12 protein-coding genes are annotated in these 13,040 nt (G+C 69.0%); 4 read left to right on the forward strand and 8 right to left on the reverse strand.

Translation table 11 applies throughout. The features are described 5' to 3' along the window. Window positions 1-135: 135 nt before the first annotated feature. The 3 genes from JX005_RS12570 to JX005_RS12580 all read right to left on the reverse strand — a co-directional run bounded on the left by JX005_RS12570 (window position 136) and on the right by JX005_RS12580 (window position 4,148). A complete protein-coding gene (locus JX005_RS12570) occupies window positions 136-849 on the reverse strand; it encodes a hypothetical protein (protein WP_214467893.1) in 714 nt (237 codons plus the stop codon). A 108-nt stretch (window positions 850-957) separates the two neighbouring features. Continuing rightward, on the reverse strand, window positions 958-1,461 hold the full coding sequence (locus tag JX005_RS12575; RefSeq protein WP_214467894.1) for an amino-acid N-acetyltransferase: 504 nt from the start codon (window positions 1,459-1,461) through the stop codon (window positions 958-960). A 164-nt stretch (window positions 1,462-1,625) separates the two neighbouring features. Continuing rightward, the gene (locus JX005_RS12580) at window positions 1,626-4,148 is read right to left on the reverse strand and encodes an ATP-dependent Clp protease ATP-binding subunit (RefSeq protein ID WP_214467895.1); all 2,523 of its coding nucleotides are present in this window, start codon (window positions 4,146-4,148) and stop codon (window positions 1,626-1,628) included. A 219-nt stretch (window positions 4,149-4,367) separates the two neighbouring features. Between JX005_RS12580 and JX005_RS12585 the strand changes: the two genes are divergently transcribed. The 3 genes from JX005_RS12585 to JX005_RS12595 are packed head-to-tail and all read left to right on the forward strand — an operon-like array spanning window position 4,368 to window position 6,092. After that, on the forward strand, window positions 4,368-5,105 hold the full coding sequence (locus JX005_RS12585) for a hypothetical protein (RefSeq protein WP_214467896.1): 738 nt from the start codon (window positions 4,368-4,370) through the stop codon (window positions 5,103-5,105). A 25-nt stretch (window positions 5,106-5,130) separates the two neighbouring features. Further along, on the forward strand, window positions 5,131-5,865 hold the full coding sequence (locus JX005_RS12590; RefSeq protein ID WP_214467897.1) for a hypothetical protein: 735 nt from the start codon (window positions 5,131-5,133) through the stop codon (window positions 5,863-5,865). Continuing rightward, window positions 5,862-6,092 carry a helix-turn-helix domain-containing protein gene (locus tag JX005_RS12595; RefSeq protein ID WP_214467898.1) on the forward strand — a complete coding sequence of 77 codons (231 nt, stop codon included), beginning with the start codon at window positions 5,862-5,864 and terminating at the stop codon, window positions 6,090-6,092. The genes JX005_RS12590 and JX005_RS12595 overlap by 4 nt, the downstream gene beginning before the upstream one ends. A 112-nt stretch (window positions 6,093-6,204) precedes the next feature. Here JX005_RS12595 and JX005_RS12600 read toward each other — a convergent pair whose 3' ends face one another. The 4 genes from JX005_RS12600 to JX005_RS12615 form a co-directional block, all read right to left on the reverse strand. Further along, entirely contained in the window at window positions 6,205-7,170 is a 966-nt protein-coding gene (locus JX005_RS12600; RefSeq protein WP_214467899.1) for an endonuclease domain-containing protein, read from the reverse strand. Window positions 7,171-7,426: 256 nt separating this feature from the next. Beyond that, complete coding sequence (locus JX005_RS12605; protein ID WP_214467900.1) at window positions 7,427-8,167, reverse strand: hypothetical protein; 741 nt, start codon at window positions 8,165-8,167, stop codon at window positions 7,427-7,429. Between the two features lie 129 nt (window positions 8,168-8,296). Then, window positions 8,297-9,763: a cardiolipin synthase gene (gene cls / locus JX005_RS12610; protein ID WP_214467901.1), complete on the reverse strand. Its 1,467-nt coding sequence runs from the start codon at window positions 9,761-9,763 to the stop codon at window positions 8,297-8,299. 54 nt (window positions 9,764-9,817) lie between these two features. Further along, entirely contained in the window at window positions 9,818-10,024 is a 207-nt protein-coding gene (locus tag JX005_RS12615; protein ID WP_214467902.1) for a hypothetical protein, read from the reverse strand. Window positions 10,025-10,154: 130 nt separating this feature from the next. Here JX005_RS12615 and JX005_RS12620 point away from each other — a divergent pair, with 130 nt between their 5' ends. Then, complete coding sequence (locus tag JX005_RS12620; protein ID WP_214467903.1) at window positions 10,155-11,351, forward strand: DUF4192 family protein; 1,197 nt, start codon at window positions 10,155-10,157, stop codon at window positions 11,349-11,351. A gap of 52 nt (window positions 11,352-11,403) precedes the next feature. Here JX005_RS12620 and lysS read toward each other — a convergent pair whose 3' ends face one another. Next, window positions 11,404-12,933, reverse strand: coding sequence for a lysine--tRNA ligase (gene lysS, locus JX005_RS12625; RefSeq protein WP_214467904.1), 1,530 nt, complete (start codon window positions 12,931-12,933; stop codon window positions 11,404-11,406). Window positions 12,934-13,040 lie beyond the last annotated feature (107 nt).

The raw sequence follows: 13,040 nt of genomic DNA on the forward strand, positions 1-13,040 counted from the left end.
CCATGGGGTGTGCCCGAACTGCATGACGATGGCGGGCCCCCGGGAGTCCCCAACCCCGGGGGCCTTTTCCTGCCCTCCCGCCGGTGCGAAGCGTGCGCCACGAACTGCCCGTCTTCCGGGCGCATGAGTCCGGGCTCAGTAGAGCAGGAACTGCGTGGTCTCGGTCGCGGCGACGCCGCCGATCTCGACGGCCAGGTGGTACGAGGCGCCGCCGCCCGGGGCCCGGGGACGGGTCTCGTCGTCGCACGTCCCGACCGCCGATCGCGTGCGGTCCCAGGTGAGCGGCGAGGCGCTCGAGACCGTCTGCCCGGCGGTGAGCAGCACGACCATGTCGCTGGGCTCGCTCTGGCAGTCCGTCGACCGCCACCAGGTGTCGCTGCCGCTCGTCACGGTGAACACCTGGCCGCTCGTGCCGACGTTGAGCGTGCAGTCCGCGTCGCCTTCGTTGGTGAGCCGGATGGAGAACGACGGCACCTGGTCGTTGGAGTACGCGTCCTGACTCGTGACGGCCTCGACGGCGATGTCACTGCCGACGCACGGCTCCGCCGCCGGCGTGCCCGATGGCGTCGGCTTCGGCGTCGCCTTGCCGCCCGTGGTCTCGTCGGTGCTCGCCTTACCGGTCGGAGTCTTCGCCGGCGTGGCGCCGGCGGTGGGAACGGGGAGCGACCCCGCGCCTTCCTGCGTCTTCTCGGTCTGCGGCGCGGCTCCCTCCGACGCGTTGCCGCGCCAGGGCTGGGCGACGAGCAGCCAGATGAGACCTGCGACGACCAGCACCGCGATGAGCACGGCGATGCGACGGCGACGATACACCGCCGGGGAGTGCCGTCTGCGTGGGGTCTCGCCGGTCATGAGACCAGGGTAGGCGGAGGGGTCCGAGCCGCCGTGTCGGCGCGCCCGCCGCCCGGCGTTCGCTCCTGCGACGTCGCCGCCGAGCGGCGCGCAGGGCGCGGCATCCGCTCAGAGGTTCTTGATCATCCTCGTGTTGCCGAGGGTGTTGGGCTTCACGTGCGCGAGGTCGAGGAACTCGGCGACGCCCTCGTCGGGAGAGCGGATGAGCTGGGAGTAGACGTCGGGGTCGACGACCTGCTCTCCGATCGGCGAGAAGCCACGGCGGGTGAAGAAGTCGACTTCGAACGTGAGGCAGAACAGGCGCGTGAGCCCGAGCGTGCGCGCCTGGTTCTCGAGCGCCTCGACGAGCGCGCGTCCGACGCCGTGATGCAGCCACTCGTCCACGACGATGAGGGTGCGGATCTCGCCGAGGTCCTCCCACATGACGTGCAGCGCGCCGCAGCCGATGAGGTTGCCCTCGCCGTCCTCGGCGACGAGGAACTGCTGCGTCGCCTCGTACAGCACGACCAGGTCCTTGCCGAGGAGGATGCGGCGCTGCACGAACGGCTCCAGCATCGCCTGGATGCCGCGCACGTCGCGCGTGCGCGCGGGCCGCACCGTGATCTCGCTCATCCGTCCAGCGTAGAGCGCGCGCCGCCCCCCGCCTTTCGAATCGCGCACTTTGCCGCCTGCGGGCCACGGCGAGCGGTCGAGTTCGCGATTCGAAGGCGGCCGGCGGGGCCGAAACGACGAGGAGCGGATGCCTCGTGGCATCCGCTCCTCGTTCGTTCAGGCTCTTAGGCGTTGGCCGCCAGGTCGGGCGTGGCGGTGATCTCGCCGTTGTGGACGACGCCCACCGCGACCTTCTCGCCGCGCGGTCCGTGCTCGAACACGAACTCACCGTCCACCGCGTCGACCTTCACGTGGTCGCCCGGGTCGAGCTCGCCGTGCAGGATCTTCTCCGACAGGCGGTCCTCGACCTCGCGCTGCATCGCACGACGCAGCGGGCGGGCGCCGAGCGCGGGGTCGAAGCCGATCTCGATGAGCTTGTCCTTCGCGGCATCCGTCACCTCGATCGTCATGTCGCGATCGAGCAGACGCTCGCCGAGGCGCTTGGTGAACAGACCCACGATCTGGCGCAGCTCATCCTTGTCGAGCTGCGGGAAGACGATGATGTCGTCCACGCGGTTGAGGAACTCGGGCTTGAAGTTGCGCTTGAGCTCTTCGTTGACCTTGCCCTTCATCCGCTCGTAGGTCGTGCCGCTGTTGCCCTCGACCTGGAACCCGACCGGTCCGCCGGCGATGGCCGACGATCCGAGGTTGGTCGTCATGATGATGACCGTGTTCTTGAAGTCGATCATGCGACCCTGACCGTCGGTCAGGCGACCCTCTTCGAGGATCTGCAGGAGCGAGTTGAAGATGTCGGGGTGCGCCTTCTCGATCTCGTCGAAGAGCACGACGGAGAACGGCTTGCGGCGCACCTTCTCGGTGAGCTGGCCGCCCTCTTCGAACCCGACGAATCCGGGAGGGGCGCCGAACAGACGCGAGACGGTGTGCTTCTCACCGAACTCCGACATGTCGAGCGAGATCAGTGCGCCCTCGTCGTCGAAGAGGAACTCGGCGAGCGCCTTGGCGAGCTCGGTCTTTCCGACACCCGTCGGGCCGGCGAAGATGAACGAGCCCGACGGACGCTTCGGATCCTTGAGGCCGGCGCGCTGACGACGGATCGTCTTCGAGAGGGCGGCGATCGCCTCCTCCTGGCCGATGACCCGCTGGTGCAGGGCCTTCTCCATGAAGACGAGGCGGCTCGACTCCTCCTCGGTGAGCTTGAACACCGGGATGCCGGTCGCCTGGGCGAGCACCTCCGCGATCAGGCCCTCGTCGACGACCGCGTGCGACGCGACGTCGCCCGAGCGCCACTGCTTCTCGAGACGCAGGCGCTCGGCGAGGAGCGACTTCTCCTCATCGCGGAGCGAGGCTGCCTTCTCGAAGTCCTGCTCCTCGGAGGCGACTTCCTTCTGCTCGCGGACGTTCGCGATCTTCTCGTCGAACTCGCGCAGCTCGGGAGGGCTCGAGAGGATCGACAGGCGCAGGCGGGCGCCGGCCTCGTCGATCAGGTCGATCGCCTTGTCCGGCAGGAAGCGGTCCGAGATGTACCGGTCGGCGAGGTTCGCCGCGGCGACGATCGCGCCGTCGGTGATCTGCACCTTGTGGTGCGCCTCGTAGCGGTCGCGCAGCCCCTTCAGGATGTTGATCGCGTGGGGCAGGCTCGGCTCGGCGACCTGGATCGGCTGGAAGCGGCGCTCGAGCGCGGCATCCTTCTCGAAATGCTTGCGGTACTCGTCGAGCGTGGTCGCACCGATCGTCTGCAGCTCGCCACGGGCGAGGAGCGGCTTGAGGATCGACGCGGCGTCGATCGCACCCTCGGCAGCACCGGCACCCACGAGCGTGTGGATCTCGTCGATGAAGACGATGATGTCGCCGCGCGTGCGGATCTCCTTGGTGACCTTCTTCAGGCGCTCTTCGAAGTCACCGCGGTAGCGCGAGCCGGCGATCAGCGAGCCGAGGTCGAGCGAGTAGAGCTGCTTGTCCTTCAGCGTCTCGGGGACGTCGTTCTTGACGATCGCCTGCGCGAGGCCCTCCACGACGGCGGTCTTGCCGACGCCGGGCTCGCCGATGAGGACGGGGTTGTTCTTGGAGCGGCGCGACAGGATCTGCATGACGCGCTCGATCTCCTTCTCGCGCCCGATGACGGGGTCGAGCTTGTTGTCGCGCGCGGCCTGCGTGAGGTTGCGGCCGAACTGGTCGAGCACCTGCGAGCCGCCCTGCGCGGACTGCGGGTTGTCGTGCGCGGCGCCCGAGACGGCGGCCGGCTCCTTGCCCTGGTAGCCCGAGAGCAGCTGGATGACCTGCTGGCGCACCTTGTTGAGGTCGGCGCCGAGCTTGACCAGCACCTGGGCGGCGACGCCCTCGCCCTCGCGGATGAGCCCCAGCAGAATGTGCTCGGTGCCGATGTAGTTGTGGCCGAGCTGCAGCGCTTCGCGCAGCGACAGCTCGAGCACCTTCTTGGCACGGGGGGTGAAGGGAATGTGCCCGGTCGGCTGCTGCTGGCCCTGGCCGATGATGTCCTGGACCTGCTCGCGCACGGCGTCGAGCGAGATGCCGAGGGATTCGAGCGCCTTGGCGGCGACTCCCTCACCCTCGTGGATCAGCCCGAGCAGAATGTGCTCGGTGCCGATGTAGTTGTGGTTGAGCATCTTCGCCTCTTCCTGGGCGAGGACGACCACACGACGGGCACGGTCGGTGAATCTCTCGAACATCGTTCACTCCTTCGGGGCGCCGCGGGTCGGAAGGGACCTCCGCGCCTTACATCGAGGGTAACGAGAGGGTGCATCGGTTGAGCCCGTGTTCGCCAGGGGCATAGCGAGGGGTCTGGCGCACCAGATATGTCGTGCGAGAGAGAGCGGATGCCTTGACCCCGGCTCCGCATGTGCATATCGTTTGTCGATAACAACGACTATCGATATGGAGGTCCCGGCATGGGGATCGGATTCCTTGCACTGTGGGTCGGACTGCCGCTCGCCGTGGGCACGATCGTGGTGATCCTCCTGGTGCGGAGCCGGCGCACCGCGGAAGCCGGCGCGCTGTCGCGACTCGAGGAGTGGGTCGTCGCGCTCGTAGGCACCGGCGCCATGCTCGTCGCGGCAGGAAGCGCTGTGCTCCTGGTGCTGTCGGGGCTCCAGGTCTTCACCGGTGAGCCCGCTCGGGTCGGCGGCTTTCCCGTTGCGAACGCGGCCACGCCGGAGTTCGTCGAGAAGTCCGATGCGATCGTCGGGGCAGGCTACGAATCCGCCTGGCTCGAAATCGCCGGCCTCCCGGACGGGACGCGGTGGCTGCTCTATCTCGAGGGCGCGCTCCCTCTCATCGCGGCTCTCGCGATCGGCGTCGCCGTAGCGTGGCTGGCGATCGGACTCCTCCGCGGACGTCCCTTCGTGCGGTCCCTCCCGCATGTGATCGGCATCGCGGCCATCGCGGTTCTGGTGGGCGGGCTCGGTTCCCAGGTGCTGGGCAGCGTCGCGCGAGCATCCGTCGTCGCATTCCTGGGTGAGCGCACCATCACCGCCGGCGACGCGGGCGACGGGCCCTACGAGGGGCTCGCTGGGTGGAGCCTGACGCTCGAGCTGGCGCCGATCGGGTGGGCTCTGGGGCTGGCGCTCGTCGCGGCCGCATTCCAGATCGGCACCCGCATGCAGAAGGACACGGAGGCGCTCGTCTGATGTCGATGAACGTGGAGGTGCGCTCGTGAACTTCGGATGGCCGGATCTGCCCGGCGCGCTGCTCTGGATCGCCGGCGGGCTGCTGGTCACCGCCGCATTCATCGGGTTCGTGGCGTGGGATGCGCGGCGCCGACGGAGCCCCTCGGTGGTGATCGAGGTCGCCGGCGCGCTGGCCCGGATCTGGGTCGCGTTCACCGGCGTCGGCGTCGTGATCTCGGTGTGGCGGTGGTTCGGCGGCGACGTCTGGATCGCCGACATGCCGGTCGTCGTTCACGTGGCGGGATTGTCGTGCGGGGGCGTAGAGGAGCCGGTGGCTGCGACCGCGCCGACGCTGGTCTGCGGCAGCGTCTCCGGGGTGGATGTGAGCGTCGCGGGCGTCGACGCGGGCATGCGGCTGCTGCTCGCCGCGGGCGACGTGCTCTCGCTGATCGCGATCGCGGTGCCCGGCGTGGTGCTCGCGATCGCGTGCGGCCAGGCGCTGAAGGGTGTCCCGTTCTCGCGCGTCGTGAGCCACTGGCTGCTCATCGGCGCTGTCCCGGTGCTCGTCGCCGGGCTCGGCGGCGAGCTGCTCGGCAGCCTCGGGCGCACCATCCTCGCGAACGAGATCTTCCCCGCGCCGGGGGCGGACGTGGTGTCGACGGGGATCTACAGCGTCTCGGTGTCGTGGTGGCCGATCTGCGCTGCCGCCGCCCTCGGCGCGCTCGCGGCGATCTTCCGCCACGGCACCCGCCTCCAGCGCGAGACCGCGGGGCTCGTGTGAGCCCGGCAGAGGACGAGGGCCCGAGCGGCGTCCACTGCCGCCTCGACGAGCTGCTCGAGGCGCGCGGCATCACCCTCACGCGCCTGTCCGAGCTCGTCGGGGTCTCGGTCGTGAACCTGTCGATCCTCAAGAACGACCGCGCCCGGGCCATCCGGTACTCCACCCTGTCGGCGATCTGCCAGGCGCTCGACTGCGAGATCGGCGACCTGCTGGTCCGCACGGACTGAGCGGATGCCTCGGCCGAGGCATCCGCTCGGCCTCGCTCACCGGTCACGAAACGTGGATCGGTGCCACTGAACGTGACAGGCGAGCGGTGAGCGGACCTCGCGGCCTGGCGCGCTACGAAGAAGAGCGGGCGGAGATCGCTGCTCGCACCCTGCGAATCACTCGCTCGGGGTGCTGGAACAGGTCTGACTTGGTGACACGGATCACGTGCCAGCCGGCGTCGCGCAGCCGGTCATATCTCGCGATGTCGTACGCCCATTGCTCGGAATCGGTGAGGTGGTGCTCGCCCTCGTACTCGATCGCGATCCGCAGTTCGGGGTAGACGAGGTCGGAGCAGGCAAGGTGCTCGCCATCTTCGACGACGTCGTGATTCAGTTCCGGTTCGGGTAGGCCCGCCGCAACGATGACGCGGCGCAACCGCGACTCGGGTCGGGAAGCCGACCTCGTTCGAATGTGCGGTATGGCCTCGCGCAGGGCACCTATGCCCACGCGTCTCCCCCGATCGATCGCGGCTTGAAGGTCTGCGATCGATGCAAGCGGTTCGCTGCGCCAGTCCCGCACGACGGCATCACCAGCGGCGATCAGATCATCCGGATGCCGGATCACCGCACCCAGCGACGCCCACGTGGTGGCTGGATCGGTCAGGGCCACATGGAGGGAAGGGTCTCGCTCGACGGTGGTGAGCCGGGCGACCATCTGGTGGCCGCGGACGCCCTTGCTCCGCGGCAGGCGGCGCGGCGCCAACACCGCGACATCAATGTGGTCGGTCTGCGCCAGCGAGACCGGCAACGGGATGCCGAGGATCACGGCGGCGGTGACCCGGCAGAAGAACTGGTGCTCGTCCATCCGCGGCACGTAGTCCAATGCCCGACGCAGATGATCCAGCTCGAGCGCTCCCCGCGGCGACCCTCGGCGATCGACGCGGGCATCGATGTCGAGCCCGTCGCCTCGGCGTCGGACGCCCCAGAACGGCTTCTCGAGATCGTCATTGAGCAAGCGGCTGTGCGACGCACCCGCGCCCAGCGCCTCCGACACAGAGAACCGGTCGCCTAGGCCTTCCGGAAGCGGCTGCCGCAGCATCCGCTCATCATGCGCAACCGCGGCCGGCGGTGCCGCCGTTTCGTCGACGGTAGGGGATTCAGCTCGCGTGAGCCGACCTGGGGAGGAGCGCTGCTCTCACCCCCGCGCCCGCTCCCCTGTCACGAATCGCGGGTTCCATCCACAGATCGCGACAGGCAAGCGTCGGCGGGAGCACAGCACCGTAGTTCCCCTGTCACGAAACGCTGGTCACACCGACATATCGTGACAGGGGAGCATCGGCACGACCCGAACCAGGTCAGTTCGGGTAGATGGGCACCCGGACGTTGTCGAATTCGCCGCCGGTGAGGATCGCGAAGGTCTCCGCGTCGTCGTCGGCCTCGAGCACCGACGTCACCACCGCGCGCGGGGCCATGTCCATCGTGCAGACCTGGTCTTCCGGGGGCGTCGCGAAGGTCACGGTGATCTCGGTCGCACTCGTCGCCTCGGTGTTCTCGACGACGGGGGCGCACGACGACGAGCCCCACGAGAGGACGACGAACTGTCCGTCGACGTCGGTCCAGCCGGCAGACGGCAGGTAGTCGGTCTCTCCTCCGGCGGCGAGGTCGGGCACGCCGTCGAGGTCGGTGTCGCCCTGCCAGCCGTCGCCGGTCACCTCGATCTCGACGCCCTGGGCCGGATCCACGCCCTCGGGCACGCCGACGAGCGAGACGCGCGGAGCGAGGTCGGCGGTGCACGCCGTGTCGCCCTCGACGTCGACGAGCGTGACCTTCATCACGCCGTCTTCGTAGGTCGCCTCCTCGGCGGTCGGGATGCACGTGGAGCTGCCCTGGGTCACGATGCCGATCAGGCGGCCCCCGTCGAGCCAGGCGGCGCCGACCTCCTGCTCGCTCGAGTCGCCGTTCGGCGTGCCCGAGCCGGTGGGGTCGCCGCCGGTGGGCGCGGTGCCGCCGGAGGTCGTGGCGCAGGCGGTGAGGACACCCGCGAGGAGTGCAGCGAGGCCGAGTCCTGCGACAGCGGTACGAGTGCGAGGAGTCATGCGAGATCCTTCCCTGAGCAGCGCGAACGCCCGGGACCGCGGCATCCGTCAGCCTTATGGTGTCGCAGATCGGCGCGTGATCTCAGGGTCGTCGGTAACGCGCTGATCACAATCACCCGGCGCGGGTGATCACTGCAGCGCCGACGTCAGCCGCGCGAGGTTGTCGAGGACGGTCGAGCGCAGCGGCTGCTTCTCCCATTCGTCGAGCGTGAGCTCGCGGCTCAGCGCACGATAGCCGTCTTCCACGCGCCGCATCTCGCGCACGAACTCCTCGCCGCGCACGAGCATGGAGATCTCCATGTTGAGACCGAAGGACCGCATGTCCATGTTGCTCGAGCCGACGATCGCGGTCTCGTCGTCGATGGTCATCGACTTGGAGTGCAGGATGAAGGGGCGCTGGTACATCCAGATCTTCACGCCCGCGCGCAGCAACGCCTCGTAGTAGCTGCGCTGCGCGTGATACACGAGGGCCTGGTCGCCCTCCTCCGACACGAAGAGCTCCACGTGGATGCCGCGCTGGCACGCGGTCGTGATCGCCAGCAGCAGCGCCTCGTCGGGAACGAAGTACGGGCTGACGACGATGATCTGGCGCTGCGCCGCATAGAGCAGGGCCGCGAAGAGCTTGAGGTTGTTCTGGAACTCGAACCCGGGACCGGACGGGATGATCTGGCAGTCGAGGTCACCGGGTCCGGACGCGACGTCGAACAGGTCGATCTCGTCGGTGAGGATCTGGTCGGTCTCGCTGTACCAGTCCGAGAGGAAGACGGCATTGACGGATGCCACGACCGGGCCCTCGATGCGCACCATGAGGTCGACCCAGTGCAGGCCACGCTTGACGTTCTTGCGCAGGTTGTACGTCGAGTCGGTGACGTTCTGCGAGCCGGTGAACGCCACGCGCCCGTCGACGACGAGGAGCTTGCGGTGATTGCGCAGGTCGGGACGCTGGTACTTCCCCTTCAGCGGCTGGACGGGAAGCATCAGGTGCCATTGCGCCCCCATGGCATCGAGGCGCTTGAGTGTCTTCTTGTAGAACGGCTTGCCGCGGTTGGCCCAGTGGTCGAGCAGCACGCGGACGGTCACGCCTCGGGCACACGCCTCTTCGAGGGCGCGGAAGATGTTCGCCGTCGAGCTGTCGGCCTGGAAGATGTAGAACTCGATGTGCACGTAGCGCTTCGCGGCCCGGATGGTGTCGGCCATCGCGTCGAGGCTGTCCTGATAACCGCTGATGATGTGCGCGGCGTTGTCGCCGGCGAGCGGCATGGCACCGAGGTTGCGGTTGAGCGTGACCAGCGAGGTGAACCAGGACGGGGCGTGCGGGCGGAGGGTGCCGAAGTCCAGCGACGCGCTCGTGTCACGGATGTAGTCGTTGATCCGCTCCTGTTTGCGCCGCCGCTCGCGCGGCAGGCGCGGGTTGCCGATCAGGAGGAACAGGAACACGCCGATGATCGGGATGAAGTAGATCGCCAGCAGCCAGGCCATCGCGGCGGTGGGCCGTCGATTGCGCGGAACGATGATGATCGCCGCGATGCGGATGATCAGGTCGAGGACGAAGACGAGCACCAGCCACCACGTCGCATCGAACGTGATGGTGATCACGCGTGCTCCTCCCGGTCGCTGACAGCGTGAGCCCCACCTTAGTGGGGGCGGCGGTCAGCGCTCGGCGGGGCCGGTTGTGTCGACGGATGCAGCGGCCGGTGGCATCCCCAGCTTCACGCGCTCCTTCGCCTCTAAGCGGGCGTACTCACGGCGCTCGTTGCGGTCGGCGCGGATCACACTGCGCAGCACGAAGAAGAAGATGAGGCTGACGACGATGGTCGGGAGCAGCGTCCATACGACCGCGACCCAGTAATCGTCCATGACTCAAGGATACGCGGCCCGCGGGAACCGGCCGCCCGCGGCTCCTCCACACCCCTGGCAAACAATCACACCGTCCCCCGTCGGCATCCAGGCGGGCCGCGGCGACGGCACGGCCGACGACAGTCGAGCCATGACCACGATCGTCAAAGCCGCGGGAGCCGCGGAGTTCCTGTCCCTCGTCCCCCGCATGCTCGGCTACGTCCCGACGCGAAGTCTCGTGATGATCCCGTTCGACGGATCACGCAGCGTCGGCGCGATGCGATTCGATCTCCCCGGCGACGAGCCGGATGCCGTCGACCGCGTGGCGGCGACCGTCATCGGCACGGTGTGCCGGCTTCCCGACGCCGACGCCGTCGCCGCGATCACGTTCACCGACGCGGCGTTCGGAGAGGAGAATCGGATGCCGCACACCGGGCTCCTGCGCGCGTTGGAGCGTCGCGCCGACGCGTGCGGCCTGCGACTGACCGATGCCCTGTGCGTGGCGAAGGACGGATGGGGCTCACTCCTCGATGCGCACTGCCCCGCCGGCGGCCGCCCGCTCGCCGACCTCGACCTGGCTCCGGCGACCGACGTGGGCGCCGATCGCGACCAGGGCTCCGGGGCCGAGCTGCCCGAGGTCGACGTCGCTCAGAGCGAGCGGGTCGCCCGCGCACTGCTGTCGCTGGATCGGGCGATCGAAGTCCTGTGCGGGCCGGAGGAGCCGGCCGCTGAGGCATCCCGTCCGTCGGGGCCGCAACCCCCGGCCGACGCCGATGCGGACCCGGGCGACGACCTCGCTTCCGACGACGCCGACCGTATCGACCCCGCGGCACTTGCGGCGGTGTGCGCGCTCGACGACCTGCCGACCCTGTTCGAGGACGCCCTGGGCTGGAAGGCCGACGCGCTCCGGGCATACGACGCAGCGACGCTCGTCTGGTGCCTGTCGCGGCCGTCGCTGCGGGATATCGCCCTCGTGCAGTGGAGCGGAACGCTGACGACCGGCGACGAGGCGTTCGATGCGCAGCTGCGCTGGGAGTCGGGAGAGGAGTATCCGGCGCACCTCGCGATGCGGATGTGGGGCGAGGGCGAGCAGCCTGATCCCGAGCGCCTCGTGCGGGCGCTGCAGCTCTCGCGGTTCGTCGCGGCGTCGGCTCCGCGTGCATCCCGCCCCGGCCCGCTCGCGATGTGCGCGTGGCTGTCGTGGGCGCTCGGTCGCTCGACGCACGCCGACCTGTACGCCGGCAAAGCCTGCGACATCGAGCCGGAGCACGGCCTCAGCGAGATCGTGCGGTCCTTCGTGCATGCCGGGCATCTGCCCGACTGGGCGTTCCAGCGGCCCGCGCGGTGACGCAGGTGCTGTGACCGTGCGGCGGCGGCGAGGCGTACCGACCGGCCGAGCTCTACTTGACCAGGGGGAACAGGATCGTCTCGCGGATGCCGAGCCCGGTGATCGCCATGAGCAGGCGGTCGATCCCCATGCCCATGCCGCCGGTCGGGGGCATGCCGTGCTCGAGCGCGCGCAGGAACTCCTCGTCGATGCGCATCGCCTCGAGGTCGCCGCGGGCGGCGAGCTTGGCCTGCTCGATGAAGCGCTCACGCTGGATGACCGGGTCGATGAGCTCGGAATAGCCCGTGGCCAGCTCGAAGCCGCGCGTGTAGAGATCCCACTTCTCGACCACGCCCGCGACCGAGCGGTGCTCGCGCACGAGCGGGCTGGTGTCGATCGGGAAGTCCATGACGAACGTCGGCCGGTTGAGGCCGGGCTTGACGAAGTGCTCCCAGAGCTCCTCGACGAGCTTGCCGTGCGTGGCGTGGGGCGGGATGTCGACACCCACCTCGTTCGCGAAGGCGACGAGCTCGTCGAGCGGGGTCTCGGGCGTGACTTCCCTGCCCGACGCCTGCGACAGCGAGCCGTACATCGGAAGACGCTCCCACTGGCCACCGAGGTCGTACTCGGTGCCGTCTGCCCAGGTGACCAGGGTCGAGCCGGTGACCGCGATCGCCGCGTTCTGGATCAGCTCCTGGGTGAGGTCGGCGATGCCGTTGTAATCGGTGTACGCCTGGTAGGCCTCGATCATCACGAACTCAGGGCTGTGCGTGGAGTCGGCGCCTTCGTTGCGGAAGTTGCGGTTGATCTCGAAGACCCGCTCGATGCCGCCGACGACGGCTCGCTTGAGGAAGAGCTCCGGAGCAATGCGCAGGTAGAGGTCGGTGTCGAAGGCGTTCGAGTTGGTGATGAACGGGCGCGCCGACGCGCCGCCGTGCTGCACCTGCAGCATGGGCGTCTCGACCTCGAGGAATCCGTGGTTCGCGAACGTCTGCCGCACGCTCGCGTTCGTCTTCGCGCGCGCCACGACCGTCTCGCGCGCGCGGTCGCGCACGATGAGGTCGAGGTAGCGGCTGCGCACGCGGCTCTCCTCGCTGAGCTCGGTGTACATGTTGGGCAGCGGGAGAACCGCCTTGGCGGCGATCTGCCAGGTCGACACCATGATCGACAGCTCGCCGCGGCGGCTGGAGATGACCTCGCCCTCGACGAACACGTGGTCACCGAGGTCGACGAGCTCCTTCCACTGCTGGAGCGACTCCTCACCCACGACGGCGAGCGACACCATCGCCTGGATGCGGCTGCCGTCGCCCGACTGCAGCGTCGCGAAGCAGAGCTTGCCGGTGTTGCGGCTGAACACGATGCGGCCGGCGACGCCCGCCGTCACGCCGGTCTCGGCACCCGCCTCGAGGTCTCCGTACTGCTCACGCAGCGCGGGGATCGTGGCGGTGATCGGCACGGTCACCGGGTAGGCGCCGCCCGCGGCATCCGTCCGCTCCGCCATGAGGCGCTCGCGCTTGGCCAGGCGGACGGCCTTCTGCTCGAACACGTCCTCTTCGGTCGGTTCGGGCGCCTCGGCAGGCGTGTTCGCAGGCATTTCGGTCATCGACGGGCTCCTCGCAAAGTCGCCGCCAAGTCTATCGGCGCAGTCTCTGCGCTCCCTGTCGGTCTGTTTCGGGTGCGTGCTGCCTCTCGGCAAGCGCCGTCGGTTCG

Origin of the sequence: Microbacterium flavescens, assembly GCF_018588945.1 — a bacterium.
Lineage (GTDB): Bacteria > Actinomycetota > Actinomycetes > Actinomycetales > Microbacteriaceae > Microbacterium > Microbacterium flavescens.

Bases quoted from the DNA above. Each gene is read 5' to 3' on its own strand.
- JX005_RS12605 (WP_214467900.1), bottom strand. From the start codon at position 8,167: ATGACTCCTCGCACTCGTACCGCTGTCGCAGGACTCGGCCTCGCTGCA.
- JX005_RS12620 (WP_214467903.1), top strand. From the start codon at position 10,155: ATGACCACGATCGTCAAAGCCGCGGGAGCCGCGGAGTTCCTGTCCCTC.
- lysS (WP_214467904.1), bottom strand. From the start codon at position 12,933: ATGACCGAAATGCCTGCGAACACGCCTGCCGAGGCGCCCGAACCGACC.
- JX005_RS12575 (WP_214467894.1), bottom strand. From the start codon at position 1,461: ATGAGCGAGATCACGGTGCGGCCCGCGCGCACGCGCGACGTGCGCGGC.
- JX005_RS12600 (WP_214467899.1), bottom strand. From the start codon at position 7,170: ATGCTGCGGCAGCCGCTTCCGGAAGGCCTAGGCGACCGGTTCTCTGTG.
- JX005_RS12585 (WP_214467896.1), top strand. From the start codon at position 4,368: ATGGGGATCGGATTCCTTGCACTGTGGGTCGGACTGCCGCTCGCCGTG.
- JX005_RS12570 (WP_214467893.1), bottom strand. From the start codon at position 849: ATGACCGGCGAGACCCCACGCAGACGGCACTCCCCGGCGGTGTATCGT.
- JX005_RS12615 (WP_214467902.1), bottom strand. From the start codon at position 10,024: ATGGACGATTACTGGGTCGCGGTCGTATGGACGCTGCTCCCGACCATC.
- JX005_RS12580 (WP_214467895.1), bottom strand. From the start codon at position 4,148: ATGTTCGAGAGATTCACCGACCGTGCCCGTCGTGTGGTCGTCCTCGCC.